Below are 26,067 nucleotides of genomic sequence, written 5' to 3' on the forward strand. Positions count from 1 at the left end.
AATCACAGAGCGTTTGCTCTCAGGTTGTCGGATTCTTTGTGGTTATCCGACAACTCACAGAGCGTTTACTCTCCGGTTGTCGGATTCTTCCGGGTTATCCGACAACCAGCACGACGTTTACTCTCCGGTTGTCGGATTCTTCCGGGTTATCCGACAACCAGCACGACGTTTACTCTCCGGTTGTCGGATTCTTTGCGATTATCCGACAACTCACAGAACGTTTGCTCTCAGGTTGTCGGATTCTTCCGGGTTATCCGACAAATCACAGAATGTTTGCTCTCCGGTTGTCGGATTCTTCGTGGTTATCCGACAGCCCAAAGGAAACCACCTGTACAGAACTTTTTCAATCAAACAAAAAGCTCCCGAATTACAGCATAATACATCGCTGTAATTCGGGAGCTTTTCAAATTTTAAGCATTCTGCGCATTGCGCTTGTGCCAGCTTCGGACGACTGCCGAAAGCGTGAAACAGATGATGAAATACACCAACGCCAGAAAGGCATAAATCATGAACACTTCCTGTGTTTTCGTCACTTTTCCGAGGATAACTTGCCCACTTCTTGTGAATTCCATGATCCCCAGACCGGCCAAGAAAGAAGTATCCTTGATGGTAGTAATCACTTGCGACAGCAGTGAAGGGACAATCTTCTTGAATGCTTGCGGCAAAACGATGTACCACAAAGACTGCATGAAGGAAAAACCTTGAGAATGGGCAGCTTCGAATTGCCCTTTCGGTATCGAATTCAATCCTCCGCGCACGATTTCGGCTACAACGGCCGATGTGTACAGGAACAAGGCAAAAGACCCTTTCAAGGTTATTGTGCTGCCAGGTATCAAGAAAGAACACGAAAGCATCCACAAAAGTAAAGGTGTATTACGGAAAAGCTCTATGTAGGCACCGGCTAGCTTACCGAGTACTTTTTTCTCATAATTACGCAACAGACCCAATACCGTACCGAAGAGTATCGAAAAGATGACGACGCCGATAGAAATCAGCAATGCCAGTTTCAATCCTTCCATCATGAACGACACATTCGATGGTGTGAAGACTGTTCTGATCGATTCCATCATTCCATCACCTCCGGAATATCCACGCCAACGTTGACGACAACCGTATCATTGTCTTTCAGTTTTTGCTCGTATTTCCGCGCAAATGTTGCAAGCGGGAAACAAAGCAAGAAGTAAAGCAATCCGGCAACTGCGTAGGCAGGTCCGTAGTTCAAACTGTAGGAAGCATAAGAATCGGCTACATACATCAGGTCCGCTCCGGCGATGATCGCCAACACGGAAGTATTTTTGATCAAGTTGACGGCTTGGTTGGTCAAAGGCGGCAAAATGATTTTGACCATCTGCGGCAAGATGACGTAACGCATTGTTTGGATATAGTTGAAGCCCTCTGAGTAAGCTGCCTCTTCTTGGCCTTTCGGAACAGCGAGGATACCTGCACGAACGACTTCAGCGATGTAGGCACCGTGATACATCCCTACACCGACTACCCCGATCGTAAATTCGCTCAGCACCAAGCCTGCCATCGCAAGCCCGTTGTACATGAAGAAGATTTGGATAACCAACGGGATATTCTGAAACATTTCCACGTATATTCTGGCAACAGCACGAGGCAATCGGCCTTTTGCCGTGGACATGGTCCCCACGACAACCCCGATGACCAAAGCCAGCAACAACGCCAACACAGCGACTTGGAGTGTCCGGATAAATCCGGCTCCAATGTCGCTGCTGTTTTCAAGAAGGCTTTCCCAACGCCAGAGAGCGAATGGATTGGTACTTCTCATTACTCGCCCAATCCCCACTCAGTAATCATTGCATCAAGGGTGCCGTCTTCTCCCCATGCAGTGATTAAGTCATTAACAGTCGTTGCCAATTCTGTGTTTGATTTCTTGATCGCAACACCGTAATCTTGTGTAGCGAAGCGGTCTTTCAGGATTTGAGTTGAATCATCCAAGTAGCCAGCCAAGATGGATCTGTCCACGCTGAATGCATCCACACGGCCGGAATCCAAAGCAGCTTTGATTTCTGGATAAGTAGCATATTCTGAGTAGCTCAAGGAAATGCCGTATTGCTCAGCTTCAGCGCTGATTGCATCAGCAGTTGTTGAGCTTTGGGCAACCCCGATTGTAGCGCCGTCCATGTCAGCCAATCCAGTGTAGCCTTTGTCTTTCTTAACCAACAGGCCGACTGCATCCACATAATAAGCATCAGAGAAGTTATACGTTTCTTTACGTTCTTCTGTAACTGTGAATGTTGCGATGACCATATCCACTTCGCCGTTATCCAATAATGGACCACGCGTTTTTGCAGTTACCGGAACCAATTCAATCGCTTCAGCATCGCCCAGAATTTCTTCAGCGATTTTTTTTGCGATGTCGATTTCAAAACCTTCGATTTCGTTTGTTTCAGTGTTTCTTAATCCAAAATTCGGCACATCTTCTTTAACGCCGACTTTCAATACGCCTGCTTCTTTGATTGTTTCTGCGGTCACTTGACCGGAAGCATCTGTTGCGGAACCAGCCGCAGAATCTGCTGTATCCGTAGCATCACTACCGCAAGCACCCAAGAACAATGCAGCCGATAAACATAATGAAACCCATAGATTTTTCTTTTTCATACCCAATTCCTCCTATAATATTGTATTCCGAAAAGATCGGTTATCTTAAAATTTTACCCAAGAAGGCTTTCGTCCGCTCGTTTGTCGGATTGTCGAAAAAGTGCTCCGGAGTGCCTTCTTCAACAATCATGCCGTCAGCCATGAAGATTACCCGATCGGCAACTTGTCTCGCAAAACCCATTTCGTGCGTCACCACAACCATCGTGATGTTCATGCTGGAAAGTTTTATCATGACATCCAATACTTCCTGAACCGTTTCAGGGTCCAATGCCGAAGTGGGTTCATCAAAAAGAATGATCTTTCGCTGTGAACAAAGTGCTCTTGCGATTGCTACTCTTTGTTGTTGTCCGCCTGAGAGTGTTGAAGGATAGACGTTCGCCTTTTCTCGCAATCCGACGATATCCAAATATTCGTAAGCCATCTCTTCCGCTTCTTTTTTGGTTTTCCCTTGCAGCTTCATAGGGCCGATTGTCAGGTTGCCTAACACGGTCATATGCGGATACAAATTAAATTGTTGAAAAACCATTGCAGAGGACTGACGGACAATGTCCAACTTGTTCTTAGGTGTGACTTCTGTGCCGTCTATAAAAACTTTTCCGTCTGTAGGCTCTTCGAGGAAATTCATACAACGGACTGTCGTACTTTTACCTGAACCGGAAGGCCCGATAATAACCACTTTTTCCCCTTCGGCAACTTCAAGGTTGATATCCTTCAACACATGGTTGGCGCCGAAATACTTGTTTACGTGCTCTAACTTAATCAATTTTGCCTCAACCCCTTTTATGCTCGCCATCACGCTACTTTAATTTCAAGAGCATGGATTGGATCCTTGTCAAGAAAGGACCTCTTCTTATATTTATACCGTTAAGCAAAATTATAATGAAAGCATGATTAAAAATCAATTAAATTCTTCCGCGATAATGTTAGATTTTCTAACATGAATTTCCCGTATTCTTACTTAATTGTTAAAAACCGCCTATTCTATGCCTGTTTTATGAGAAAGCCTTCCACGATTCTCGCTTTTATATAAATCTTTCTGTTTTAATGTAGCATCCTGAGGCAAAAAGCTTCATTTAAAATAAATAACCGACATAGAAACTTATCGATAATTCTCATTTCATTTCAATGTTCTTGTTTGATTGAACTAAAGGAGCACATTTCAGTATATCTTTCAGCCGTTTTTTGATAAAATGACTGCGTATGAAAATTCCATGATAAAGGGGTACTTACTTTGCCAGAAAAACATAATAAAATTCTTTCTTCCAAAAACTGGGCACCACATACACACCAAGCGCTGAATGCTGTCATCGCTGCCTACGGGAACCAAAGCAGTTCATTCGATCCGGCTGCCCCTCCTTATGTTGTCTTTGATTTCGACAACACTTCCGCCATCATGGACATAGAAGATACTTTGATGCTTTATATGTTGCTGCATTTGGATTACCGTTTGACGCCTGATCAGTTCCATGCGATTTTGACGGATGGCCTCGAGAATGTCGGCGCAACAGTGGACACGCTCCTCGATAAGACCAATCCGCTTGCTACGATCGGCAATATCGCTGACGATATCAAAGTAGCCTATGCTTGGTTGTACAAGCAATATGAAGGTTTTATGCAAGGCGGGACCCTCTCGTTGGAAGAAGCAAAAAAGTCTTCTTATTATGAAGACTTCGCCGCAAAAATTCGTTTGTTCTACACGGTCATCAACGGTGACTTCAAAAGAAAAGCCGGCTATCCTTGGATGACTTACCTTTTTGCGCAACGCAGCAGCGAAGAGTTACGCCAATTGGCTTACCAATCGATTTCTTATTGGTTGCAGTACGGAAAATTCGAACGCGTGACCTTGACGAGCCCGGCTGATTTGACGAGCAAAGCCGGCGTCATCGTATCCCATTACGATACTGGTTTAGCCTTCCCGAATGAGTTGAAGGAACTCTATCATGTTCTGCAGGCAAACGGCATCGTCGTCTATGTCATTTCGGCTTCACCTGTAGATGTCGTCCAAGTCGCCGCAACGCATCCGGACTTCGGTTACGGATTGGACAACGAACACGTCATCGGCATGTATTACAACAAGGATGAAAACGGCCTGATCCAGCCAAGCATGCAACCAGGCAAAAATATTACGAAAGGTCCCGGTAAAACAGCCGTCATCACAGAACAGCTGATGCCGAAGCACAACGAAAAACAACCGCTGATGCTCTTCGGAGACAGCACCGGCGACTACGATATGATGATGGAACTGAAGGACACCAAACTCTGCGTTCTCTTCAACCGTTACATGAACGATGACACCCAAAAATTGGCTCGAGAAGCTTTCCGCACAATTGAGGACGAAAATCCGCGCATCGTTCTGCAGGGACGCGACGAAAACAAAGGCAGCCTGCGCCCTTCCGAAAAGACAATCCTTTTGGGAACTGAGGAAGAAGTACTGATCCACGAAGCATAGACAAAAAGAAACCTCCGCACAATTGAACATGTGCGGGGCTTCTTTTTTGAGTGTTTTGTGCTTTTTCGTATTGGCCGGTATGCTTGTTTGCTACTTGTCCGATTCTTCGTGGTTATCGGACATTGAGACGACCGAACGCTTGCTGCTTGTCCGATTCTTCGCGGTTATCGGACATCCCGCAGCCGCACCAAAGTCAAACCACAATAAAGAGGGGTATCCTCGATCAGGATACCCACCTCTTTTGATTATAAAATGATACGGGATTCGAATTTTTGATGGCAGGTCGGACATTTCACTGTCTTCTTGCCGCGCTTGACAGGCAAACGCAAAGTCGTTTTGCAATTCGGGCACTTGCGGAAACGGGCCACCTTGATTTCCTTGAATCTTCTGAAAAATAGTTTAAGCTTTTTCTGGTTCGGCTGCCACCACTTTAGGAATTTGCGATTTTCCTCCGCGCGTTTATAGATTTGTTTCGAATAGACTCGGAACAGCGCCCAGAAAATCAGGAGTTGCGCCACTATAACCAACACACCCAAGTCCGTCATTGCACCCAAAAAGTACAGCACCATACCGGAAATGATCAATGCGTTGTAAAGCTGATCGGCACCGTATCTGCCGCGCATGAAAGTCATCAGTTTTCTTTTCAATTTTTCCAATCAGATATCCCCTTACTTCTTCGTCTGCCTACTCCTAGAGCCGAAAAAAAGCTGCAGGAACAAGCGCTATTGTCCCATTATAGCACAGCACATCCTTATTAAAGGTTAAGAATAGTTGAAAATGAGCGGAGCGAGAAAACTCTGTGATACAATAGAAGGAAACGTTATAAACAAACGGAGGTGTATCATGGGTATACTAGATTTTTTCAAAAAAGGACCCAAAGAAAAGGTTCAGCCTGTTTCCGATGCTTCAGAACAAGGAAATAACGGCGTCGGCCGAATACTATTCCAGACACGCTGGAAAGGTAGCGCATTATTCGCGGAAAATAGTCTTATCCAAAAAGTTGCAGAGCGCATCATTCAGGAAGATCCGTTCTGCAAATCGTTCGGAAGTCTTGATGATGAAGCAATTGCTCGGACTAAGCGGCGGATCTATGAATACGAACAAGTCACAACGGTGAATGTTGCCATCAAAGACGGCAATCTGATGATTGAAGGCATGTCCTTGGGAAAACTTCCTGCAGAACAGTGGAACGAAATAAACCCTTATTATGGGAAAAATGATTTCACCGCATTCGTCTATGTTACAGGAGGACGCTACAAAGCCTATTCGGATGATTCAAAAACAGTCGAAACCGCTTATACACCTTATGATCTGGACATTTTTGTCCAGTTTGAATGAAGTAAAAACAAGGGGCTCTCTCATTTGAGGGATCCCCTTGTTTGTTTTGTGTTATTGAGCAGGCTGGGACCGGAGCACAGGATGCGATCGGGATACTCCTTCTCCGGCGAAGGCTGGTCTGGCCGGAGAAGCGCACAGAATCAGAGCCCCAGCTCCGGCAAGCCGATGTTCGCCGAAGCTGGGAATGAAATAGTTTCAGCTTCTCCAGCAAGCGTTAGCTTGGCCGGAGCTGGGGCTCGGACATTCCATAAATGACAGCAAAAAAAGAGGCACCACCCTGACCCAACAGGATGGCGCCCCTTTAACGAGCTAACTTATTATTTTGCTGCTTTACGGCGTTCTGACAAGATCGCTACGTTTTCTGCAACTTTTTCTTTGGTCAATGGATAGATGAACCATAGGCATAGCGCAACGCAAGTGTAACCGATAGCCGGTACGATCGTAGCTACATCGTAAATACTGTCAAGAACAGCTTGGTCTTGGGTTGCAGCCGCTGAAGCATAACCGATAGCAGCCAAAGCGAAACCGCCCAAACCGCCGGCCAAGGCTTGACCAAGTTTTCTGGAGAAAGAATAGACGGCGTATACTGTACCGCTATCTGCAGTGCCTGTTTTAACTTCTTGATAATCGATAATGTCTGTGATGAAAGCCCAGATGACTACGTTGAAGTAGTTCATTCCCAGACTTGCGAGGAACGCCATCGGCAAGAAGACCATAACATTGTCTGTATGAATGAAGTACAGAACTGCATATACGGCCGCTGAAAAGAATAGCGCAACTGTTGCTGATTCTTTTTTACCGAAACGGGAAGCAATTTTGTTTGCGAAAGGCGCAAGCATAAGGGTGCCGATAGTACCGAGGATACCGGCGACAGCCAATGTCTTGGAGCTCTTGAAGTAATCGGCGTAAAGATAAGCATTCATCGTGTTCACCAACAGCATGGACAACAACAGGAAGATTGCAGCTGCGATGATACCTCCAAGTGCGCGGTTTGTTGACAAACCTTTGAAAAGGACAGCCATTTCTTTACCGAAAGATTGTTTTTCAGTTTCCGGTTTTTGTGGGATCTGAACACGTTCGATCGTGAAGTGATAGCAGAACTGATACAGTGCGAAAGCAAGAACTGCAAAGATAGCAGCAATGATTGTGAAACGTTCCGGAATAACCACTTGTGCACCATTTGCATCAGTTGTGTAAACGAACAATGGAACAAAGAAGGAAATGAAGATGCTGGCGATGCTGGCTCCCATACTACGGAACACAGAAAGTGAAGCACGATCTTCAGGTTTGTCACTGATTACGGATGCCATCGATCCATAAGGGATGTTGATCGCCGTATAACAGAAGCTGCCCCAGAATAGGTATGTCACGAAAATGTAGACGATTTTTGCAGTCATGGACCAGTTTTGAACGACTGATAAGAACATCAGGAACCCGGCGATAACAGCGAAGGGTGCTACACGCTTGATCCAAACCCGGAAACGACCGTCTTTTGAAGGCTTCAGCGTATCAACGAGACGTCCCATCCCCATATCCGTGAAAGCATCGACAACCCGTGCCGACAAGAACAACGTACCAACAACTGCTCCACTGATGCCCAATACTTTTGTATAGAACAACATCAAGAAAGAACTCGAGAAAATGAAGAACAAATCATTTGCGATGTCCCCCGCCATATAAGCTAATTTATCCAGTAATCCGAATTCCCTTACATTTTTCTTGTCATCGGTTACATTTTCTACTTTATTTGCGCTTGCGTGTTGCATTTCATGACCCCTTTTCTTTTATTGAATAAAACGACGCTGAACCAATTGATAAAATGAGTAAAATGAATTTCATAATGCGATATCCAGTTGCCATTAAAAAACAATAAACGTTTTCAAATGATACGTCGTAACATTTACACACAGAATATACCACGCATTTTTTGCTCATACAACAGATTAATTATTAACAATTTGTGAACGTTTTTCACGATATCTGTCATATTCTTGTTTCGACAATGATGTAAGCGATGACAAAAAGACCAACTATCCACATATTAAGGCGGATAGTTGGTCTGAAAATTAACGCTTTATTTTGACCTTCGTCACAATTGTTTCATTCCTGATCGGTTAGCTTTTTCACTAACGAGCTATGGTGTCTGCTGGATGTCTCCAGTGTTAGCACAAGAACGAGTGAAAATTATTTTTTTTGAACAACATTTCCAGCGTTTTCCGATCGGTGATTCAGAAATCACAAATCGATCACATCGCCGCCGGTCACGCCATAGATTTGGGCGGTCACGTAGCTGGCGTTGTTGGACGCCAGGAAGACATAGACATGCGCCAATTCGACCGGCTGTCCTGCCCTTCCCAACAAGGTTTTCTGCCCGAATTCCGGCAAGGCGCCGTCGGGTTGTCCGTGATCCAATTGCAACGGCGTCCAGATTGGTCCCGGTGCCACTCCGTTCACGCGGATGCCTTTCTTGGCGAATTGCTTCGCCAAACTGATCGTGAAACTGGCGATTGCGGATTTGGTTGCGGCATAATCCATCAGATGACCGCTCGGATCATAAGCCTGGATCGAGGTTGTCGTAATGATGGCGCCTCCCGCCGGCAGATGCGGCTCAGCAGCTTTCACCAGTCCGAACATCGAGATGATGTTGACTGTGAACGTATCTTTGACTTGTTCCAACGGCAATTCCGAAATGGACTCCCGCGCAATCTGTTGGGCGGCATTCAATACAAGCGTATCCAGACCACCCAATACCTCGACAGTCTTATCGATTATTTCTTGGTATTTGCTTTCATCCCGAAGGTCGTATGGAAGCAATACAGCCTTCCTGCCCGCCTTCTCTATATATTCAGCGACTTCTTTTGCATCGCGTTCTTCACCAGGGAAAAATTGAATCGCTACATCGGCGCCTTCTCTGGCATAAGCTATCGCTGCAGCCCGTCCGATTCCGGAATCGCCACCAGTAATCAATACCCGGCGATTCTCCAACAAGTGGTTGCCTACGTAGCTTTCCTCCCCGCAATCGGGTTCAGGTAGCATCTTATCTTGCAAAGCTGGGGTGTGTTGATCCTGATCTGCAAATTTTCCAGTGTGATACAACTCGCGTGGATCCTTCAAAATAGGTTCAGTCATCTTATTCACTCCTTTGTCTTTGTATGAATAGTCTAATATATTTACTTACAATTTGGAAATGATAAGCCTTTTCAGGAGACGAGGCGCATCTTCCAATCGTCATTTTATATATTTTTTTATATATTCTATTGACCCCTATATTCGGTAATCGTATAATCACTCATATAAGCAATGTAAAATCAAATACAAAATGAATCCGAATCTTTGTCGTCGCCATCCGAGCCACATGGATGATTAGGGAGGTAAATATGAACATCGAACGATTTATTGAAGCCCGCAAAGCATTGGCCCTCTCGCAGATGGAACTGGCAGAGGGGATCTGTACCCAAGCTACACTGAGCCGCTTCGAGAACAACGGGCAAGTCCCGAATCTTAAAATTCTGATTAAACTGTGCAATCGCTTGAACCTTCCCTTAGGAGAGTTGTTCCCTAAAGTAGGCGTCAAGTATACAGAAGCGACAGAAAAAATGAATAAAGCAGAATTCTTTTTGATCACAAGCGAATACGACCAGGCTTCGGACTTGCTGCGAAGCATCGCTTTGAGCGAAATCGAAGAAAACAGCCTCGCTCTGCGCTTCCATTATTTGAACGGGTTCGTCATGATTGCGCAGCAGATTTCAGTGACAGATATTTTGTTCACTTTCGATCAAATTTTGCTGGCCGATGATAGGGCAGAGACTGAAATCTTTCGCTTGCTGGCTTATACAGGTATCGGCATGGTTTACAGCCGTGAAAAAAGTCCGGATAAGGCAGAGTTCTACTTCAGCAAAGTGCTCGAAAAAATTTATGCTTACCCGATCAAAACGACAGAAGACATTTGGCGTGTACTGAATATTGTATTCCAAAGCGGCACTTTCTTTTCCCAAATCGATGAGATCGAACTGAGCAATGCGTTGCTATCTTATGCTGTTTCTATTTGTTCAGACAATCACGTGACCTACTATCTTGCCCGTGCAGCCATCCAGTTAGCCAAAAATGCCATCATCCAGGGGAAGCCGCAGCAAGAAGTGCTGGAATTGATCCATGATGCCAGAGCCTATTCAAAAATCAACAAAAACACGATTGCGCTGAAAGAATTGGCGCAGTTGGAAAGCGCGATCCTTTCGGGGAATCCCGCAACAGAATGACACGGTTATCCTGAAGGTGGTGGAAAATATGGAACAAAAAAAAGCAACGGTCCGTCTGATGGGAACAATCATCGATCTGCTTGTGACGCACACGCACCCGGACGCTATTTTGGAGGAGGCGATCCGACGCCTACGAATATACGAACAACGTTTCAGCGCCAATGATCCAAAGTCAGAGCTGATGCAGATCAACCATTTGGCAGGCAAAGCTCCTCTTGCTGTCCATCCTGGTTTGTTCCACTTGATCAAGGTGGGTAAATACCATAGCTTAGCACCCAACAGTCGTCTGAATATCGCCATCGGACCGCTGGTGCAGACTTGGCGGATCGGTTTCGGTGATGCCAAAGTCCCGGATGCCGAAGAGATTCAGCGGCTTCTTGAAATCACCGATCCCAATAAAATCCTCTTGTCCGAGAAGGATCAGACCGTTTTCCTTCAGCAAGAAGGTATGTCCATAGACTTGGGGGCTTTGGCAAAAGGCTATATTGCCGATCTCCTGACGGACTACTTCAAAAAAGCCGGTGTAGCCTCCGCTCTCATCAATTTGGGTGGAAATGTCGTTGTGTTCGGACCATCCCAAAACAATGAAGATCCCTATTGGCGCATCGGCATCCAAAATCCGATGCTCCCCCGCGCGCATTATAGCGCGGTATTGAAAATCCAGAACCAATCAGCGGTTACCTCTGGTGTGTATGAACGGCAGCTGGAAGCCCAAGGCAATCACTATCACCATATTCTGGACCCACAGACCGGCTATCCGGCAGAAACGGATGTCATCAGCTTGACTGTGGTTGCCGATGACTCTGTCGATGGGGAAATCTGGACGACGCGTTTATTCGGCCAACCTACCGACGTGATCCTAGCCGCATTAGATCACTCGGAAGCCATCGACGGCATCCTGATCACGAAAGACGGTAGCCTCTACTGCTCCAAAGGCTTGGAAAACCGGCTGCAACGCAAACAACTTTCTCAATCACGTGTTTAAATGATTCATAAAAAATTTACAAATTGGAAGGAAGTATTCACATGAATAAATTAATCGGCCTCGTCGGCACAAACTCGGACCACTCCACTAACCGCATGCTGTTGCAATACATCCAAAAGCATTTTGCGGATAAGGCAGACATCGAAATCGTCGAAATCAAGGACCTGCCGATCTTCAACAAACCGGCAGACATGCAGATCCCGGCTGAGGCGAAAGCCTTGGCGGAAAAGATCGAAGCAGCTGACGGCGTCATCATCAGCACACCAGAATACGATCACGCAGTTCCTGCTTCCCTGATGAGCGCTTTGAGCTGGTTATCCTACGGCATCTACCCCTTCGTCGACAAGCCCGTCATGATCACAGGGGCTTCCTATGGCGTACTGGGTTCGTCACGGGCGCAAGCGCATTTGCGTCAGATCTTGGATGCGCCGGAATTGAAAGCCCGCATCATGCCAAGTTCTGAGTTCCTGCTTAGCCATTCTTTGCAGGCTTTCGACGCAGACAACAACCTGAAGAATCCGGATCAGGTCCAAGAGCTGGAAGGCTTGTTCGAGGACTTCCTAATATTTATCAACATCATGAAACAACTATCGCACACCCACGCCGCACACGTTAAAGCAGCTGAAAACTTTTCTTGGGAAAATAACTAGAGATCGGAGACAAACATTATGAAATTAGTCGGTATTGTAGGTTCCAACGCGGAAGTGTCATATAACCGCATCTTGTTGAAATACATCAAAAAGCAATTCAGCCACTTGTTCGACCTGGAGATTTTGGAAATTAAGGACATCCCTTTGTTCAATCAGAGTGATGACCAAACAAACAGCGCCCCTGTCCAAAAACTGACCCAAAAAATCCTGCAGGCGGATGGCGTCATCATCGCCACTCCTGAACATAACCATACGATCCCTGCAAGCTTGAAGAGTGTACTGGAATGGTTGTCCTTCAAAATCCATCCATTGGAAAACAAACCGGTCATGATTGTGGGAGCTTCCTACTATGATCAAGGATCTTCTCGGGCCCAACTGCACCTGCGTCAAATTCTCGATGCACCAGGCGTCAATGCCATCGTCCTTCCGGGTAATGAATTTTTGCTGGGAAAAGTCAAAGAAGCCTTCGATGAACAGGAAAATCTGAAAGACAAGCGCACCATCGATTTTCTGGGCACTTGCCTGGAAAAATTCACTCAGTTCATCACGTTGGTCTCTGCTGTTGAAGGACCGAAAAAACCGGTTCTCGATCCGGAAGATCTGTACGCTACCGGAAAGATCGCAACAACGATTGAAGGCGTCGATAAAGAAGCCGATGACTGGCTGGAACAAGCCGCTGAGCTTGTGGGCGCTGTGGAAGGCAATACCTACGTCAAACTGGAACGCGGCTTGTTGACTGTTGATCAGCTGAATTACTTCCTGGCGTCGATGCCGATGGAATTGACGTATGCAGACAGCAACAACCAATTCCTTTACTATAACCATACGAAACCTGCCGAAGAAATGCTCGCTGCGCGCGTGCCCGGCCAAGTCGGAAACCCGCTCTCCAAATGCCACCCGGAAAGAGTGCATAAAGGAGTGGAATGGGTACTTCAACAATTGCGTTCCGGCACAATGGATGCCTTCCGTGTCAACGTTCCGACGCATGGACCGGACAAGTATGTCGTGCATAATTATCAAGCGCTGCATGACAAAGACGGCAACTATGCCGGCGTCAACGAATATATCCTCGACTTCAAACCGATCATTGACTGGTATTTGACCCAGACCGGCCAAAAACTGATTGGCGATGTCGATGCCGTTTCCAGCGCTTCCGTCAAAGACCACCACAGCGATGATGTGGATGCTGGTACAAGCGCGTCGGTTAAGGCATAAGCACTGTGCAGAGATGCTTTTCATCTCCAAAAGCAAAATCTATATCAAAAAGACCTCATACTATAAAGTAATGAGGTCTTTTTGGATAGAGTTTAGTATAACTATTTTAACGGAACGATATTTTATTACTCTTTTACAAAACTAACCGTTATTTTAGGTGCATCGCGACTATAATCCGGAACTTTCTTAGCGAAGTTTTGCAAATGAGGCGTTGCATTATGTAACTCAATTGCTTGTTGATTTTCCCATTTTTCAACCATTACAAAATTATTTTCATCTGTAACTGCTTCGTAAAGTTTATTAGACAAGCAACCTTCTTCTTTTTTGGATGCCTGAATTAATTCCGAAATTTCATTTAAAAATTGTTTTTTTTGCTCAGGTACAATATAAAATTCTGCATTGATTACTATCATTTCTCCACCTACTTAAAATTAGTTATTTTCTCTGGCGCAAACCGCACGGATTCATAGCCTTCTTCCATTGCTTTGCCGATTGACAAGATCATAACCGGCACATACCGTTCCTTGTCGAGATCGAACGCATCCGCCAACTGATCTGCTTCAAAGCCGCCGATAGGGTTCGTGTCATAGCCATGGGCGCGGGCAACCAGCATGAATTGCATCGCTGCCAAACTCGAATCGATTTTGACAACATCATTCATCTGCTCTTTAGAAAAGTTCTTGTAGTAAGGAATGATTGCGGCTAATTGTTGGTCTCGGACTTCGGCGGACATTTTGCCTTGTGCGACAGCTGCATCGTAGATTTCTTCTCCATACTCGTAGCATTGCATATCGCCGAATATCAGAACCATTGCTGACGAAGTATCATTTTGTCTGGTATTGAAACGGATCAGCGGTTTCAATTTGGCTTTTGCTTCCTCACTCTCAACAACCACAAAACGCCAAGGTTGCATATTCACGGATGAAGGTGTAGTCGTAGCTTCCTGAATCATTTCCAACATTTCTGCTTGACTGATTTTAAAATTTTCATCATAAAGACGGATCGATTTTCTTCCGAATGCGATATCCGAAAAATCGTTATTGATAAATTTATTGGTCATGTTTATAGCCTCTTCCTTTTTAACTTTGTAAGTATAGTTTATTCAGCAAAATGGATAATTGCTCTGCTTCCTCGTCGCTTAATGACAGTGATAAGGAAAATTTCCCCTGATCATGTTCTTTTCCGCACGCCTCCAAATCTTGTATTGCCCTGTCGGATAATTGAACAAAGACCTCTCGGTTGTTCTCAGCATTCCGTTCCCGGATGACATAGCCCTTTTGTTCCAATATTTTCAGATGGCGTGTAATAGCCGCACTGTCTATCTTCAGTTCTGTCTGAATCTGATTTTGGGAACACGTCCCCTTGTCTTTCAGGAACATCAGCATCTCATAGCGCGTCAAGCTGAAACCTGTTTCTTTTTCGAACAGCGTATTGATTTCCTGATTTGTGAGCTTAATCTGATAAAGCAATCTGCTGATTTCTCTCAAGTTCATACCAATTCACCTCGATTTTGCGGATTATCCTGACTGATCAAACAATTGACTTGTCAACTGTTGACCTGTCAATCATAACGTAGGAACTAACTTTTGTAAAGTAACTTGCTTAAAATTACCCGCTATCCAAAAAGAGCCTCGTCTTTGGGACAAGGCCTTGCAATGAAAATAGATGGACTGATCAATCGATTTCTAATTTGAACCGTTACAGCTATTAATTGATGTCTCGAACTTGCTGAGAAGTAATCAATTCAAAGGTTTCAAGCTTACTTCCGTCCAGATCTGCAGGATTCAAATAGACTGCACTGATTTGGTTATTCCCGTAAGTTTTGTAATAATAAATGCCTTTTTGCGTATTCATGCATGCCGAATAGATCGTTAGTTCTTCTCTGCCATCTTCGTTGACAGCACACCCTTTTGTAAAGGCCACAGCATCCAAAATATGGAAAAATTGAGCCACCTCTGAGCCTTCATCTGTTTCTTCCGTCGCATTCACTTTCGTAAAAGCAGCACGCACAAATCGCGATGGAGAAGAAAGATCGCCTGGCAAGCCGATACTGCCCATACCGATGCTGGATGCCGACAAATCCACTTTTCCGGAGAATCGATTGGTCGGAGGGGCTGATGTAAGATTCAGGTAATTATTCAGATTCGTCAAATGATAATCAAACGTTGGGTTATTCGTCAGGACACCCACTGGATTATCAAATATCTTCAATCCATGCGACATAGGTTCAACAACAATCGAGCGCTTCTGATCTGAGATGATCCAATGCAGTGGTGCCAAAGGCAGAAAATCATTGAATGGTTCATTTATCAGAATCGTATTTCTCAATACAGCCACGGCTTCTTCCACACTGCTGCAGTTGCCGAGAATAAAGGGAATGAATTCGAAAGGAGCAATATTTTCCATTCCTTCTTTTCTGGACAAATAACAGGCATTCCCAGGAAAATTTAGTCCCGCCATGCATAACCCTTTTTCATTCATTGCATCATAATACAGCGGATAATTATCGATTACCGCAGCCATCCCGATCATCGCCCAGTGAGACTTGATTGCTGCTTCATTCCTGAACCGAAATTCAAACTGCCGTGGAGTACTCGTTACTTTCTCGTTGAACGAAACATCTAAGTCCAGATTTCTGCCAAAATAAAAATTCATCCCTTCATATGTCACTGCCGTACACATAAAAAATTCCTCTAGTCCTTTGCAGAATACAGGCTATTCTTTTGTATTGTTTCCCTTACTATATTCCTACATTTGGTGAGGTGCAATCACAAAGCTCTCGAGAGTGTTTTCTCTTTTTCAAATGATCTTACACTTAATTCTGACTCCAAACAAAAAGACCGCACTCTTTCGAATGAGATCTCCAGATTTGAGATATGCTAGCGATCAGAACTTGTTCATTCATACAACGCTAATTACTTGTACAGTATTTCTGTCATTCATTGCTCCAAAGTTTTATAAGCCAGCTTACTTATTAAAAATTTTTGGACCTTTACGCATGTTCTTGATATCATTTTTCGGCGTGTCGATTTGCTTGGATTTTCCGCCGCCTTGTTTATTCTTGATTATCTCTAGCATTTTCTCTTTTGGACTCACTGTTTACACCGCCTTTGTTGATGGAATGCTCCATACTTTCATTTTATTGAATTTATGCCATAAAAAAAGCACCAGCAAGATGCCGATGCTTTAAGGTTGTTAATTGATTTTTCAGAACGTTGATACAATAAATGTTAACGTTTAGAGAATTGTGAAGCTTTACGCGCTTTTTTCAAACCTGGTTTCTTACGTTCAACCATACGTGGGTCACGTGTTAACAGACCAGCTGCTTTTAATGGTGCGCGGAAGTCAGGATCTACTTCTAGCAATGCACGAGAGATACCGTGACGAGCTGCTCCAGCTTGTCCAGTGAATCCGCCGCCGTTTACGTTAACGAAGATATCGTAGCTACCTAAAGTACCTGTAAGGTTTAAAGGTTGTTTGATTACTTCATATAAGTAAGCGAATGGGATGTATTCTTCCATGTCTTTTTTGTTGAAAATGATTTTACCTGTTCCTGGTAATAAACGTACGCGTGCAGTCGAATTCTTACGACGACCAGTTGCGATATATTGTGCTTGTGCCAATGAATTTCCCTCCTTAAATTAGGTTAGTGATGTCTAAAACTTCTGGTTGTTGAGCTTCGTGTGGGTGAACTGCTTCACCGTATACGTGTAACTTAGTGAATTGTTTAGCGCCTAAAGAGTTCTTTGGCAACATGCCTTTAACAGACAATTCAACTAATTTTCTTGAGTTCTTAGCACGTAATTCACCAGCTGAAATTTGTTTTAGCCCACCTGGATAACCTGAATGACGGGAATAAATTTTGTCAGATGCTTTTTTACCTGTTAATGTAACTTTGTCTGCATTGATAACAATCACATAATCACCAGTATCTACGTGTGGTGTGAAAGTTGGTTTGTTTTTACCGCGTAAAATAGTTGCAACTTGTGTTGATAAACGTCCCAATGGGATGTCAGTTGCGTCGATTACGAACCATTTACGGTCCATTTCGCTTGCTTTAGCCATGTATGTTGTACGCACGTTTGTTTCCTCCATATTCTTCTCTGTCTGTTTGATCCAATTGAGTTTCCGGGGCTCATCGTGGGGCAAACAATACCGTCTTATATGATACGACATTCCAAAAGGATTGTCAATGATTCAAAAGAAATAATTTGTCCTTTTCATCCCCCAAAAAAAGTCTCCACATACCACATAGCTGCGATTGTGAAGGCTTCTCTGATTATTTCTTCAGATATAAATATAATTGCTCGATGACCTCGGCCGGCACAAACGGATAGGCCCCTTTTCCGGATGTCTTGTAGGGTTTGAATGCTTCGATAATGGCGTTATCTTTCACGATGTCTTCCACCGCAACGAACGCGCCTTTTTTTGTGAGCGTCACTTCAAAAGCTTCATATTCTTCAACCGGGACATTCTTTTTCGGGGTCGAGTAATGCGCCATGCTGGCCTGCACGGAAAGGATCACATCGTTCGGACAACCGATTGCTTCATAAAATTGGGGCATAGCAGCTGCCACAAAATCCGGCACATCGCCGCGTGGGATCCGCTTGAGTTCCTTTGTGAACGTTATCATTCTTACACTCTCCTTCATTCGTTCTTATACTTCCATTATACGCGAGTTTCAGTATTTTAACACCATTCGAGAGAAATAACCGCTCAAGCCTGATCGGTTATTTCTCACAACTTCACTGACTTTAAATCCATAAATATATTGACCACATTCAGCCCTCATGATACCATTGCAATAACATTAATTTTAAATGATAAAAAGATGGCAATACTTTTGTGTATGTCATTTCGGATAAAGGAGAATCGACGATGGACAGTATCAGCATTCAAAGCTACCTTGCGCAATTAGGCAATAGAAAAGATCCAAATACCGGCGCCGTCAGTGCACCGATTTATTTGTCCACAGCATATGGACATCCTAGTCTGGGCCAATCAACCGGCTATGACTACACACGCACCGCCAATCCGACTAGGGACATCCTTCAGGAAGGTTTGGCTGTTCTTGAAAATGGCGTTCAAGGGTTTGCTACCAGCTCCGGCATGAGCGCCATACAGCTTGCTTTCAGCATTTTTCCGGCCAACAGCCATTTTATTGCATCTAGGGATCTTTACGGCGGCAGCTTCCGCTATTTCCAGGATATGGAGAAAAAAGGCTTCTATTCCTTCACTTATGTCGATGACCCGATTGATATCACGTCCGCCATCCAGGATAATACGGCCGCAGTCTACATCGAAACGCCGACGAATCCGTTGATGAAGGAAACGGATATCTCCTCGGTGGCTGAGATCGCCAAAAAACACGGTCTGCTGGTGATTGTGGATAATACCTTCTACACACCTCTGTTGCAGCGTCCTTTGGATTTGGGTGCTGATATCGTCGTCCACAGCGCCACCAAGTACCTCGGCGGCCATAATGACCTGTTGGCGGGGGCTGTCGTAACGAACGATAAAGCACTCGGTGAACAGTTGGCTTTCCAGCTGAATACGGCCGGCGGTACTTTGGATGCCTTCGACTGTTGGCTCTTGGTCCGCGGAATGAAGACTTTGCCGTTGCGCATGAAGCAGCATCAAGCGAATGCACAGGCAGTCGTTGCTTATCTCGAATCGGAAAAACTGATCAAATCGGTCTATTATCCGGGTAAAGGCGGTATGCTCAGCTTCACGCTGCATGATAAAGCAACTATCCCTGTCGTCTTGGATGCCCTGAATATTTTCACTTTCGCTGAAAGCTTGGGTGGCGTCGAAAGCCTGATTACCTATCCGACCACCCAGACCCATGCCGACATTCCGATTGAAGTCCGCGAATCTTATGGTTTGACCGACGATCTGCTGCGCATCTCGACTGGAATCGAAGATGCGGATGATTTGATCGCCGATCTGCGCCAGGCCTTTGCGAAGGCTGCTGTAACAGCCATAGTCTGAGAAGATAGATCGAAAAATAAAAGTTGCTCAAGCGCACAAAAAGCGGCTGCGGAAAAGATTTCGTCTTTTCCGCAGCCGCTTTTTCAGCATACTTCTTTATTCTTCGTTCTGTTTGGTTTCAAATGCCTTTGTGATCGTCATCAAGGAGCGGAAGAGGTCTTCCACGCTGTCTTCGTAGGCTTTGTTCTCGGTCAGACGGCGCACTTTATCCAACACCTTATCTTCCCTGGATTGGTCAAGAATCGGCAGCTTATGCTCTTTCTTGATCCGCGCGATCTCCGTCACTGCATCCATCCGGCGTTCGAACAGTGTTACCAACTCCCGGTCGATTATATCGATCTCCGCTCTTTCTTTTTCAAACATCGCTTTTCCCCCTAACCGTTCCTTAATTTTTCTTCATCATAATAGACTTCCACGAGATACAATCCCTGCGACGGGGCTGTCGGTCCGGCTTTGCGGCGGTCTTTCACTTCCAAAAGGCGGTCGATTTCCTCGACCTTTTTCAGGCCGTCAGCGATCTGCAGCAGCGTTCCCACGAAAATTCTGATCATATTATAGAGAAAGCCGTTGCCCCTGAATGTGAAGACCAGCTCGTTATTCACTTCGTCCTTCCTGACGCTGGCTTCGTAGACCGTGCGGACTAGATCGGTTTTATCCGTCTTTGTCGAGCAAAAACTGGTGAAGTCGTGTTCACCTTCCAGTTTTTTGATGGCCTGCTCCAAATTCTCCATATTAAAGCGGTAAGGATGGTGCGTCGTGTAGAGTCGTTTAAAGGGATTCGGGAAGCGATCAAGATCGACCCGGTAAATGTATTTTTTCCCTAGCGCGTGGTAGCGCGAATGGAAATCCTCTGCAGCGCGTTCCACCGATTTGATTAAAATGTCATCGGGCAGCAGGCTGTTCAGCGCCCGCAGCAGATGATCCGGCTTAATCGCAGCCGGGTAATCGAAATGGATAACCTGTCCAAGCGCATGGACGCCCGAATCGGTCCTTCCGGAAGCTTGGATCGGAATGATCTGCCCGTTCGACATTTTTTCCAACGCCTTTTCGATTTCTGTCTGGACACTGTTGCCGTTAGGTTGGACCTGATAGCCCACATAACTTGTTCCGTCGTATTGCACGATGCATTTGTACCGTTGTGCAGTCATGGTTGGCGTATGCCCCTTTCTTATTTTGCTGATGTATGTGGTAGTTTTTCCATTTTAAAAGGGACCGGAATTGCTACCCGGTCCCCAGACTCGTTCTCTAGCGGCTTAATCAGCCCGTATGCGCTCATGAGCGGAAGAACAGTAACAAACCTGTCAATGCGACAAACGCCAGCATACTCAACGTATCGCGCTTCTGCCAATCAAGGATGCGGTACTTCGTCCGGCCTTCTCCGCCTTGATAGCCACGTGCCTCCATGGCATTTGCCAATTCATCAGCCCGGTTGAAGGAGCTGACGAAGAGCGGCACCAAAATCGGTGTGACGGCCTTCATCTGCTTGACGATGTTGCCTTCGCCGAATTCGACACCGCGGGCCCGTTGTGCATTCATGATCTTTGAAGCCTCATCCATCAGCGTCGGCACGAAACGCAACGCGATGGAAAGCATCAGCGCAATTTCATGGACAGGAACTTTAAATCGTTTCAATGGTCCCAACAGCTTTTCAATCGCATCGGTCAACGACAACGGCATCGTCGTGAGCGTCAGCAGCGTCGAAATGAAGATGATGAGAACGAAACGCATGAAGATGAAGGCCCCATTGATGATTCCGAAGGAAGTGATGCTGATGGGTCCAAATACAAAGTACGTTTCCCCTCCCCGCGTGAAGAGGATCTGCAGCAATACAGTGAAAAGGATCAACCAAATCAGCGGTTTCACGCCGTTCAGAAAGACTGACAGTTTAATATCGGACAGGATAACGCACAAGAAAGTAAACAGCGTCATAATCAAATACGTCTGCCAGTTATTGGCAAGGAAGATGACCATGATGAAATAGAAAGCACCTATCAGCTTTGCGCGCGGATCCAGTCTATGGACCAACGAGCTGCCTTGGATATAGCGCCCGAACAGTAATTTATCCAACATGATTGCCACCCTCTTCCTTAGCGGCATTTTTGGAGCCTTTATTTTCGTTGATTTTAGCGATCAACACAGCCGCCAGCTGTTCGGTACGAAGCGGTCTTTCGTCGCCGAAGTCTACTCCGGTCCGTTTACTCAACCTATCCAGAAATGCTAGCGCATCCGGTAAGCCCAACTGCTTTTCTTGCAGCCATTGGGCATCCTGGAAAATCTCATCGGGCTGTCCCATTTTGACGACTGTCCCTTTTTCGAGAATGACAACATGATCCGCATAAGTCGCGACATCATTCATCTGATGCGTGACCAATACAATCGTCAGACCTTTGTCGATATGGAGTTGATTGAACATATTCATGATTTCCCGTCTGCCCGCAGGATCCAATCCTGCCGTTGGTTCATCCAGAACCAGCACTTCCGGTTCCATGGCCAATACGCCGGCTATCGCTACGCGTCTCATTTGACCCCCTGAGAGGTCGAATGGGGAACGATCCATGAAGGATTCATCCAAGCCAACCAAAGGCAATACGCGCTTCACAATCGCCATTGCATCCTCTTCGCTGACGCCGAAGTTCATCGGTCCGAAGGCGATATCCTTAGCGATCGTCTCCTCGAACAGTTGCGACTCCGGAAACTGGAACACAATCCCTACCTTTTTCCGGAGGTCCTTCAGATTTTTGTTGTTCGATTTGTTCGTTATAATGCGGTCCCCTATCGTCACACTGCCTTCAGTGGGTTTCAATAAAGCATTCAGATGCTGCGTGACTGTTGATTTTCCGCTGCCGGTATGCCCAATCAATGCCGTATAACTGCCGTCCGGGATATTCAGGTTCACATCATAAAGAGCCCGGCTTTCGAAAGGCGTTCCGGCTGAGTACGAGTAGCCTACTTTTTCGAAAGTAATGTCCATAACCAGTTCACCATCCCTTCCTCAGTCAAATAGTCTTCAGGAACTTCCAGTCCCTGTCTCTTCAATTGGTATTTCAGTTTTTCTGGGAACGGTATATCCAAACCGATATCGATGATTTCCTTGCCCAAGCTGAATATTTCTTCCGGCGTGCCGATCCGGGTCAATTGCCCAGCCTCCATCACAAAGATGCGATTCGCTTTTGCAGCCTCATCAATGTCATGGGTGATCGAAATCACCGTCAGATTTTCTTTTTCTTTTATTTCCTGGATGGTCTCGATGACTTCATGACGGCCTTCCGGATCCAGCATGGTCGTTGCCTCATCGAGGATGATGATATCAGGAGACAAAGCCACGATTCCAGCGATCGCCACCCGTTGCTTCTGCCCGCCCGAAAGTCGTGCCGGTTCCTTGTCCATGAAGTTGGCCATATTGACAGCCGCAACCGCATCGGCTACCCGCTTGACCATTTCCTCACGGGGAATGCCGACATTCTCCAAGCCGAAAGCAACGTCGTCCTGCACTGTTGAACCGACAAACTGATTGTCCGGATTCTGGAATACCATTCCGATTTTCTTACGGACATCCCAAACCGTCTCTGCATTCAGAGCTACTCCTTCGATGATGACTTCTCCGGAGTTCGCTTCTATCAGGCCATTGATCGTTTTGGCCAAAGTTGACTTGCCTGAACCATTAGGCCCGATGATGGCAATCCATTCACCTTGCTGGATTGTCAACGAAACGTTGTTCAATGCCGGCCTTGCATCTTCCTCCGAATAGGAAAAAGTCACATTGCGCAACTCGATAATTTCATTCATGATTGCAGTCCTACTTTCTCTTTTATTGAATCTGTTAGTCCGTATCGGATCATCCGCCCGCAGACAAGCGGGTATAAAAAAAGATGAAAAATACGGCAAGGAAATGTCTACTTTAGTAAGTATAAACTACTCTCCCGTATTTTTCATCCACTGTCTTGACACAGCAAGGAAATAAAACGCTTTTATTTATATATCAAAAGAAACTAGAAAATATATTGGCATTTTCTAGTTTCTTTTGATAAAAAAAGGCACTTTTTTTGATGAAAAAATGCCCTTCCGAAAATCATGCGATCTTCGGAAGAACCTTGAGCTAGACTAGGGAAGCAAGAAGCAGACCCATCATCATAACACTCTATTTCATCTAAAAGTGAACGTTTCATCTTTATGCGATTGAATTATACTAATTCAATGATAACCATTTGTGCAGCATCGCCACGGCGAGGTTCAGTCTTCAAAATACGAGTGTATCCGCCTTGACGTTCTGCATAGCGAGGTGCGATATCAGAGAATAATTTTTGTAACGCTGATTGAACAACGATTTTATCATCTTCTTCACGAACATCTGCTACTTCGTTACGAACGTATGCTGCAGCCAAACGACGAGCAGCTAAATCTCCACGTTTGCCTAAAGTAATCATTTTTTCAGTAGTTGAACGAATTTCTTTAGCACGTGCTTCAGTTGTAACGATGCGTTCGTTGATGATTAAATCAGTAGTCAAATCACGAAGCATTGCTTTTCTTTGAGCGCTTGTGCGTCCTAATTTACGGTAAGCCATCCTAGGTTTTCCTCCTTTGTGCAGTACTAGTCGTCTTGACGCAAGCCTAGATTAAGATCATTCAGCTTGTTCTTCACTTCTTCAAGTGATTTGCGTCCCAGATTACGTACTTTGATCATCTCTGCTTCAGACTTGTCTGTCAATTCTTGAACTGTATTGATGCCTGCGCGTTTCAAACAGTTATAAGAACGTACGGATAAATCCAATTCTTCGATAGTCATTTCCAGCATTTTCTCTTTATGTGTTTCTTCTTTTTCAACCATTATCTCGGCCTTGCGGGCTTCATCGGTCAGATTAACAAAAATATTCAAATGTTCCGTTAAAATTTTGGCAGCCAAGCTGACTGCTTCTTCTGGGCTGATGGAACCATCTGTCCAGACATCCAACGTTAATTTATCGTAAATATTTTTTTGTCCGATGCGAGTATTTTCAACCTGATAATTCACCTTGCTGATTGGAGTATAAATGGAGTCGACTGGCAAAACACCGATCGGCATATCTTCCGTTTTGTTATATTCGGAACGAACATAGCCACGGCCATTTTTTACATCCAAACGAACATGAAAATGTGCTCCCTCTGAAACTGTACATATATATAAATCAGGGTTTAAGATTTCCACATCGCTGTCATGGGTAATATCCGCTGCAGTCACGACTGCTGGACCTTTTACGTCAATCTCGATTGTTTTGTCTTCGTCCGTATACAATTTCAAAGCTAATTTTTTGATGTTCAGAATGATTTGGGTAACATCCTCGACAACACCATCAATCGTTGAAAATTCATGTAGAACACCATCGATTTGGATAGTTGTTACAGCTGTACCAGGAAGTGAAGATAATAGAATTCGACGTAATGAGTTCCCAAGTGTTGTTCCATAACCGCGTTCTAGTGGTTCTACAACGAATTTACCGAATTTGGCATCTTCGCTGATCTCAATCGTTTCAATTCTTGGTTTTTCAATTTCGATCATTTATCAATTTACCCCTTTCAAAACGTGAAGTTCATGTTAGTGAGTCCATTGCGTTTCGTTACATAACAGTACAATTCTCAATTAAACACGACGACGTTTTGGTGGACGGCATCCATTATGAGGAACGGGCGTTACATCGCGGATTGCGGTAACTTCCAATCCTGCAGCTTGTAATGAACGAATGGCAGCTTCACGTCCAGAACCAGGACCTTTAACAGCTACTTCGACTGTTTTCATGCCATGTTCCATAGAAACTTTAGCTGCTGCTTCTGCAGCCATTTGTGCAGCATAAGGAGTAGATTTACGAGAACCTCTGAATCCTAATGAACCTGCTGACGACCATGAAATAGCATTTCCATGAACATCTGTAATCATAACAATAGTATTATTAAAAGTTGAGCGGATATGTGCTACACCAGCTTCAACATTCTTTTTTACGCGGCGTTTGCGAGCTACTTTTTTAGCCATGAAGTTTTGACCTCCTTCACTTAATTATTATTTTTTCTTACCAGCGATTGATTTAGCTGGGCCTTTACGAGTACGTGCATTGTTCTTAGTGTTTTGTCCGCGAACAGGCAAACCACGACGGTGACGCATTCCTCTGTAAGATCCGATTTCGATCAATCGTTTAATATTTAGGTTTACTTCACGACGAAGATCACCTTCAACCTTTAATTTATCCACTTCAATACGGATACGGTCTAATTCATCATTCGTTAAATCACGAACACGAGTATCTTCTGAAACCTCAGCTGCTGCTAAAACTTTTTGAGCTGTGTTTAATCCGATACCAAAAATATAAGTTAATGAAATAACTACACGTTTGTCACGCGGAACATCTACTCCTGCGATACGAGCCATTTATAGGCACCTCCTTGTTATTATCCTTGGCGTTGTTTGTGTTTGGGATTTTCGCAAATCACCATAACACGACCATTGCGGCGAATGACTTTGCATTTTTCGCAAATGGGTTTTACTGATGCTCTAACTTTCATTTAAATTCCCTCCTATTTAGTGATGGAGTGCAA

32 protein-coding genes are annotated in these 26,067 nt (G+C 44.9%); 7 read left to right on the forward strand and 25 right to left on the reverse strand.

What is annotated here, in order from left to right; genetic code table 11:
* Positions 1-410 precede the first annotated feature (410 nt).
* The 4 genes from TES5_RS01195 to TES5_RS01210 are packed head-to-tail and all read right to left on the reverse strand — an operon-like array spanning position 411 to position 3,385.
* Positions 411-1,070 (reverse strand): amino acid ABC transporter permease, encoded by a 660-nt coding sequence (locus tag TES5_RS01195; protein WP_068558892.1) that lies wholly within the window; start codon positions 1,068-1,070, stop codon positions 411-413.
* Positions 1,067-1,789, reverse strand: coding sequence for an amino acid ABC transporter permease (locus TES5_RS01200; RefSeq protein WP_068558894.1), 723 nt, complete (start codon positions 1,787-1,789; stop codon positions 1,067-1,069). The genes TES5_RS01195 and TES5_RS01200 overlap by 4 nt, the downstream gene beginning before the upstream one ends.
* Positions 1,789-2,622 carry a transporter substrate-binding domain-containing protein gene (locus TES5_RS01205; RefSeq protein WP_068558896.1) on the reverse strand — a complete coding sequence of 278 codons (834 nt, stop codon included), beginning with the start codon at positions 2,620-2,622 and terminating at the stop codon, positions 1,789-1,791. Before TES5_RS01205 ends, TES5_RS01200 begins: the two co-directional genes overlap by 1 nt.
* A gap of 40 nt (positions 2,623-2,662) precedes the next feature.
* Positions 2,663-3,385, reverse strand: coding sequence for an amino acid ABC transporter ATP-binding protein (locus tag TES5_RS01210; RefSeq protein WP_083546362.1), 723 nt, complete (start codon positions 3,383-3,385; stop codon positions 2,663-2,665).
* A gap of 468 nt (positions 3,386-3,853) precedes the next feature.
* Between TES5_RS01210 and TES5_RS01215 the strand changes: the two genes are divergently transcribed.
* Positions 3,854-5,071 carry an HAD family hydrolase gene (locus TES5_RS01215; RefSeq protein WP_068558900.1) on the forward strand — a complete coding sequence of 406 codons (1,218 nt, stop codon included), beginning with the start codon at positions 3,854-3,856 and terminating at the stop codon, positions 5,069-5,071.
* A gap of 245 nt (positions 5,072-5,316) precedes the next feature.
* On the opposite strand, the gene TES5_RS01220 is transcribed toward TES5_RS01215, so the two are convergent.
* Positions 5,317-5,727 (reverse strand): hypothetical protein, encoded by a 411-nt coding sequence (locus TES5_RS01220; RefSeq protein ID WP_086987918.1) that lies wholly within the window; start codon positions 5,725-5,727, stop codon positions 5,317-5,319.
* 187 nt (positions 5,728-5,914) lie between these two features.
* Between TES5_RS01220 and TES5_RS01225 the strand changes: the two genes are divergently transcribed.
* The gene (locus tag TES5_RS01225) at positions 5,915-6,409 is read left to right on the forward strand and encodes a hypothetical protein (protein ID WP_068558902.1); all 495 of its coding nucleotides are present in this window, start codon (positions 5,915-5,917) and stop codon (positions 6,407-6,409) included.
* Between the two features lie 317 nt (positions 6,410-6,726).
* Here the strand turns inward: TES5_RS01225 and TES5_RS01230 are convergent, their stop codons facing one another.
* A complete protein-coding gene (locus tag TES5_RS01230; protein WP_068558904.1) occupies positions 6,727-8,175 on the reverse strand; it encodes an MFS transporter in 1,449 nt (482 codons plus the stop codon).
* A 469-nt stretch (positions 8,176-8,644) separates the two neighbouring features.
* Entirely contained in the window at positions 8,645-9,538 is an 894-nt protein-coding gene (locus TES5_RS01235; protein WP_068558906.1) for an SDR family oxidoreductase, read from the reverse strand.
* A 248-nt stretch (positions 9,539-9,786) separates the two neighbouring features.
* Between TES5_RS01235 and TES5_RS01240 the strand changes: the two genes are divergently transcribed.
* From TES5_RS01240 to TES5_RS01255, 4 genes are read left to right on the forward strand one after another with little or no spacing between them, the layout of a single operon-like run.
* Positions 9,787-10,665: a helix-turn-helix domain-containing protein gene (locus TES5_RS01240; RefSeq protein ID WP_068558908.1), complete on the forward strand. Its 879-nt coding sequence runs from the start codon at positions 9,787-9,789 to the stop codon at positions 10,663-10,665.
* Positions 10,666-10,693: 28 nt separating this feature from the next.
* Positions 10,694-11,650, forward strand: coding sequence for an FAD:protein FMN transferase (locus tag TES5_RS01245; RefSeq protein ID WP_068558910.1), 957 nt, complete (start codon positions 10,694-10,696; stop codon positions 11,648-11,650).
* Between the two features lie 41 nt (positions 11,651-11,691).
* A complete protein-coding gene (locus TES5_RS01250) occupies positions 11,692-12,300 on the forward strand; it encodes an NADPH-dependent FMN reductase (protein WP_068558911.1) in 609 nt (202 codons plus the stop codon).
* An 18-nt stretch (positions 12,301-12,318) separates the two neighbouring features.
* The gene (locus tag TES5_RS01255; protein ID WP_068558913.1) at positions 12,319-13,515 is read left to right on the forward strand and encodes an NAD(P)H-dependent oxidoreductase; all 1,197 of its coding nucleotides are present in this window, start codon (positions 12,319-12,321) and stop codon (positions 13,513-13,515) included.
* Positions 13,516-13,640: 125 nt separating this feature from the next.
* Here TES5_RS01255 and TES5_RS01260 read toward each other — a convergent pair whose 3' ends face one another.
* The 8 genes from TES5_RS01260 to TES5_RS01295 form a co-directional block, all read right to left on the reverse strand.
* The gene (locus TES5_RS01260) at positions 13,641-13,928 is read right to left on the reverse strand and encodes a putative quinol monooxygenase (protein WP_068558915.1); all 288 of its coding nucleotides are present in this window, start codon (positions 13,926-13,928) and stop codon (positions 13,641-13,643) included.
* An 8-nt stretch (positions 13,929-13,936) separates the two neighbouring features.
* On the reverse strand, positions 13,937-14,575 hold the full coding sequence (locus TES5_RS01265; RefSeq protein WP_068558917.1) for a nitroreductase family protein: 639 nt from the start codon (positions 14,573-14,575) through the stop codon (positions 13,937-13,939).
* 19 nt (positions 14,576-14,594) lie between these two features.
* Positions 14,595-15,008, reverse strand: a complete 414-nt coding sequence (locus TES5_RS01270) for a MarR family winged helix-turn-helix transcriptional regulator (RefSeq protein WP_068558919.1) — start codon at positions 15,006-15,008, stop codon at positions 14,595-14,597.
* 214 nt (positions 15,009-15,222) lie between these two features.
* On the reverse strand, positions 15,223-16,197 hold the full coding sequence (gene bsh, locus TES5_RS01275; RefSeq protein WP_068558921.1) for a choloylglycine hydrolase: 975 nt from the start codon (positions 16,195-16,197) through the stop codon (positions 15,223-15,225).
* Positions 16,198-16,482: 285 nt separating this feature from the next.
* On the reverse strand, positions 16,483-16,611 hold the full coding sequence (locus tag TES5_RS15670) for a hypothetical protein (RefSeq protein ID WP_068558923.1): 129 nt from the start codon (positions 16,609-16,611) through the stop codon (positions 16,483-16,485).
* Positions 16,612-16,745: 134 nt separating this feature from the next.
* A complete protein-coding gene (rpsI, locus tag TES5_RS01285; RefSeq protein WP_068558925.1) occupies positions 16,746-17,138 on the reverse strand; it encodes a 30S ribosomal protein S9 in 393 nt (130 codons plus the stop codon).
* A gap of 13 nt (positions 17,139-17,151) precedes the next feature.
* A complete protein-coding gene (gene rplM, locus TES5_RS01290; protein WP_068559350.1) occupies positions 17,152-17,595 on the reverse strand; it encodes a 50S ribosomal protein L13 in 444 nt (147 codons plus the stop codon).
* Positions 17,596-17,794: 199 nt separating this feature from the next.
* Complete coding sequence (locus TES5_RS01295) at positions 17,795-18,148, reverse strand: hypothetical protein (protein ID WP_068558927.1); 354 nt, start codon at positions 18,146-18,148, stop codon at positions 17,795-17,797.
* A 245-nt stretch (positions 18,149-18,393) separates the two neighbouring features.
* Between TES5_RS01295 and TES5_RS01300 the strand changes: the two genes are divergently transcribed.
* Positions 18,394-19,506, forward strand: coding sequence for a PLP-dependent transferase (locus TES5_RS01300; RefSeq protein WP_068558929.1), 1,113 nt, complete (start codon positions 18,394-18,396; stop codon positions 19,504-19,506).
* Positions 19,507-19,602: 96 nt separating this feature from the next.
* Here TES5_RS01300 and TES5_RS01305 read toward each other — a convergent pair whose 3' ends face one another.
* The 10 genes from TES5_RS01305 to rpmJ all read right to left on the reverse strand — a co-directional run bounded on the left by TES5_RS01305 (position 19,603) and on the right by rpmJ (position 26,034).
* Complete coding sequence (locus TES5_RS01305; protein ID WP_068558932.1) at positions 19,603-19,869, reverse strand: chorismate mutase; 267 nt, start codon at positions 19,867-19,869, stop codon at positions 19,603-19,605.
* Positions 19,870-19,880: 11 nt separating this feature from the next.
* Positions 19,881-20,654 (reverse strand): tRNA pseudouridine(38-40) synthase TruA, encoded by a 774-nt coding sequence (truA, locus tag TES5_RS01310; protein WP_068558935.1) that lies wholly within the window; start codon positions 20,652-20,654, stop codon positions 19,881-19,883.
* A 124-nt stretch (positions 20,655-20,778) separates the two neighbouring features.
* Positions 20,779-21,576, reverse strand: coding sequence for an energy-coupling factor transporter transmembrane component T family protein (locus tag TES5_RS01315; RefSeq protein ID WP_068558937.1), 798 nt, complete (start codon positions 21,574-21,576; stop codon positions 20,779-20,781).
* The gene (locus TES5_RS01320) at positions 21,566-22,477 is read right to left on the reverse strand and encodes an energy-coupling factor ABC transporter ATP-binding protein (protein WP_068558939.1); all 912 of its coding nucleotides are present in this window, start codon (positions 22,475-22,477) and stop codon (positions 21,566-21,568) included. Before TES5_RS01320 ends, TES5_RS01315 begins: the two co-directional genes overlap by 11 nt.
* Positions 22,453-23,292, reverse strand: coding sequence for an energy-coupling factor ABC transporter ATP-binding protein (locus tag TES5_RS01325; protein ID WP_068558941.1), 840 nt, complete (start codon positions 23,290-23,292; stop codon positions 22,453-22,455). Before TES5_RS01325 ends, TES5_RS01320 begins: the two co-directional genes overlap by 25 nt.
* A 395-nt stretch (positions 23,293-23,687) precedes the next feature.
* Positions 23,688-24,068: a 50S ribosomal protein L17 gene (rplQ, locus tag TES5_RS01330; protein ID WP_068558943.1), complete on the reverse strand. Its 381-nt coding sequence runs from the start codon at positions 24,066-24,068 to the stop codon at positions 23,688-23,690.
* Positions 24,069-24,094: 26 nt separating this feature from the next.
* Entirely contained in the window at positions 24,095-25,039 is a 945-nt protein-coding gene (locus tag TES5_RS01335; RefSeq protein WP_068558946.1) for a DNA-directed RNA polymerase subunit alpha, read from the reverse strand.
* 81 nt (positions 25,040-25,120) lie between these two features.
* Positions 25,121-25,507 carry a 30S ribosomal protein S11 gene (gene rpsK, locus TES5_RS01340; protein ID WP_068558948.1) on the reverse strand — a complete coding sequence of 129 codons (387 nt, stop codon included), beginning with the start codon at positions 25,505-25,507 and terminating at the stop codon, positions 25,121-25,123.
* 27 nt (positions 25,508-25,534) lie between these two features.
* Positions 25,535-25,900 (reverse strand): 30S ribosomal protein S13, encoded by a 366-nt coding sequence (rpsM, locus tag TES5_RS01345; RefSeq protein WP_068558950.1) that lies wholly within the window; start codon positions 25,898-25,900, stop codon positions 25,535-25,537.
* Positions 25,901-25,920: 20 nt separating this feature from the next.
* Positions 25,921-26,034 carry a 50S ribosomal protein L36 gene (rpmJ, locus tag TES5_RS01350; RefSeq protein WP_062470716.1) on the reverse strand — a complete coding sequence of 38 codons (114 nt, stop codon included), beginning with the start codon at positions 26,032-26,034 and terminating at the stop codon, positions 25,921-25,923.
* Positions 26,035-26,067: the final 33 nt, after the last annotated feature.

Origin of the sequence: Trichococcus sp. ES5 (assembly GCF_900067165.1) — a bacterium.
Lineage (GTDB): Bacteria > Bacillota > Bacilli > Lactobacillales > Aerococcaceae > Trichococcus > Trichococcus flocculiformis.

Bases quoted from the DNA above. Each gene is read 5' to 3' on its own strand.
- TES5_RS01195 (WP_068558892.1), bottom strand. From the start codon at position 1,070: ATGATGGAATCGATCAGAACAGTCTTCACACCATCGAATGTGTCGTTC.
- TES5_RS01200 (WP_068558894.1), bottom strand. From the start codon at position 1,789: ATGAGAAGTACCAATCCATTCGCTCTCTGGCGTTGGGAAAGCCTTCTT.
- TES5_RS01205 (WP_068558896.1), bottom strand. From the start codon at position 2,622: ATGAAAAAGAAAAATCTATGGGTTTCATTATGTTTATCGGCTGCATTG.
- TES5_RS01225 (WP_068558902.1), top strand. From the start codon at position 5,915: ATGGGTATACTAGATTTTTTCAAAAAAGGACCCAAAGAAAAGGTTCAG.
- TES5_RS01230 (WP_068558904.1), bottom strand. From the start codon at position 8,175: ATGCAACACGCAAGCGCAAATAAAGTAGAAAATGTAACCGATGACAAG.
- TES5_RS01235 (WP_068558906.1), bottom strand. From the start codon at position 9,538: ATGACTGAACCTATTTTGAAGGATCCACGCGAGTTGTATCACACTGGA.
- TES5_RS01240 (WP_068558908.1), top strand. From the start codon at position 9,787: ATGAACATCGAACGATTTATTGAAGCCCGCAAAGCATTGGCCCTCTCG.
- TES5_RS01245 (WP_068558910.1), top strand. From the start codon at position 10,694: ATGGAACAAAAAAAAGCAACGGTCCGTCTGATGGGAACAATCATCGAT.
- TES5_RS01250 (WP_068558911.1), top strand. From the start codon at position 11,692: ATGAATAAATTAATCGGCCTCGTCGGCACAAACTCGGACCACTCCACT.
- TES5_RS01255 (WP_068558913.1), top strand. From the start codon at position 12,319: ATGAAATTAGTCGGTATTGTAGGTTCCAACGCGGAAGTGTCATATAAC.
- TES5_RS01260 (WP_068558915.1), bottom strand. From the start codon at position 13,928: ATGATAGTAATCAATGCAGAATTTTATATTGTACCTGAGCAAAAAAAA.
- TES5_RS01265 (WP_068558917.1), bottom strand. From the start codon at position 14,575: ATGACCAATAAATTTATCAATAACGATTTTTCGGATATCGCATTCGGA.
- TES5_RS01270 (WP_068558919.1), bottom strand. From the start codon at position 15,008: ATGAACTTGAGAGAAATCAGCAGATTGCTTTATCAGATTAAGCTCACA.
- bsh (WP_068558921.1), bottom strand. From the start codon at position 16,197: ATGTGTACGGCAGTGACATATGAAGGGATGAATTTTTATTTTGGCAGA.
- TES5_RS01295 (WP_068558927.1), bottom strand. From the start codon at position 18,148: ATGATAACGTTCACAAAGGAACTCAAGCGGATCCCACGCGGCGATGTG.
- TES5_RS01300 (WP_068558929.1), top strand. From the start codon at position 18,394: ATGGACAGTATCAGCATTCAAAGCTACCTTGCGCAATTAGGCAATAGA.
- TES5_RS01305 (WP_068558932.1), bottom strand. From the start codon at position 19,869: ATGTTTGAAAAAGAAAGAGCGGAGATCGATATAATCGACCGGGAGTTG.
- truA (WP_068558935.1), bottom strand. From the start codon at position 20,654: ATGACTGCACAACGGTACAAATGCATCGTGCAATACGACGGAACAAGT.
- TES5_RS01315 (WP_068558937.1), bottom strand. From the start codon at position 21,576: ATGTTGGATAAATTACTGTTCGGGCGCTATATCCAAGGCAGCTCGTTG.
- TES5_RS01320 (WP_068558939.1), bottom strand. From the start codon at position 22,477: ATGGACATTACTTTCGAAAAAGTAGGCTACTCGTACTCAGCCGGAACG.
- TES5_RS01325 (WP_068558941.1), bottom strand. From the start codon at position 23,292: ATGAATGAAATTATCGAGTTGCGCAATGTGACTTTTTCCTATTCGGAG.
- rplQ (WP_068558943.1), bottom strand. From the start codon at position 24,068: ATGGCTTACCGTAAATTAGGACGCACAAGCGCTCAAAGAAAAGCAATG.
- TES5_RS01335 (WP_068558946.1), bottom strand. From the start codon at position 25,039: ATGATCGAAATTGAAAAACCAAGAATTGAAACGATTGAGATCAGCGAA.
- rpsK (WP_068558948.1), bottom strand. From the start codon at position 25,507: ATGGCTAAAAAAGTAGCTCGCAAACGCCGCGTAAAAAAGAATGTTGAA.
- rpsM (WP_068558950.1), bottom strand. From the start codon at position 25,900: ATGGCTCGTATCGCAGGAGTAGATGTTCCGCGTGACAAACGTGTAGTT.
- rpmJ (WP_062470716.1), bottom strand. From the start codon at position 26,034: ATGAAAGTTAGAGCATCAGTAAAACCCATTTGCGAAAAATGCAAAGTC.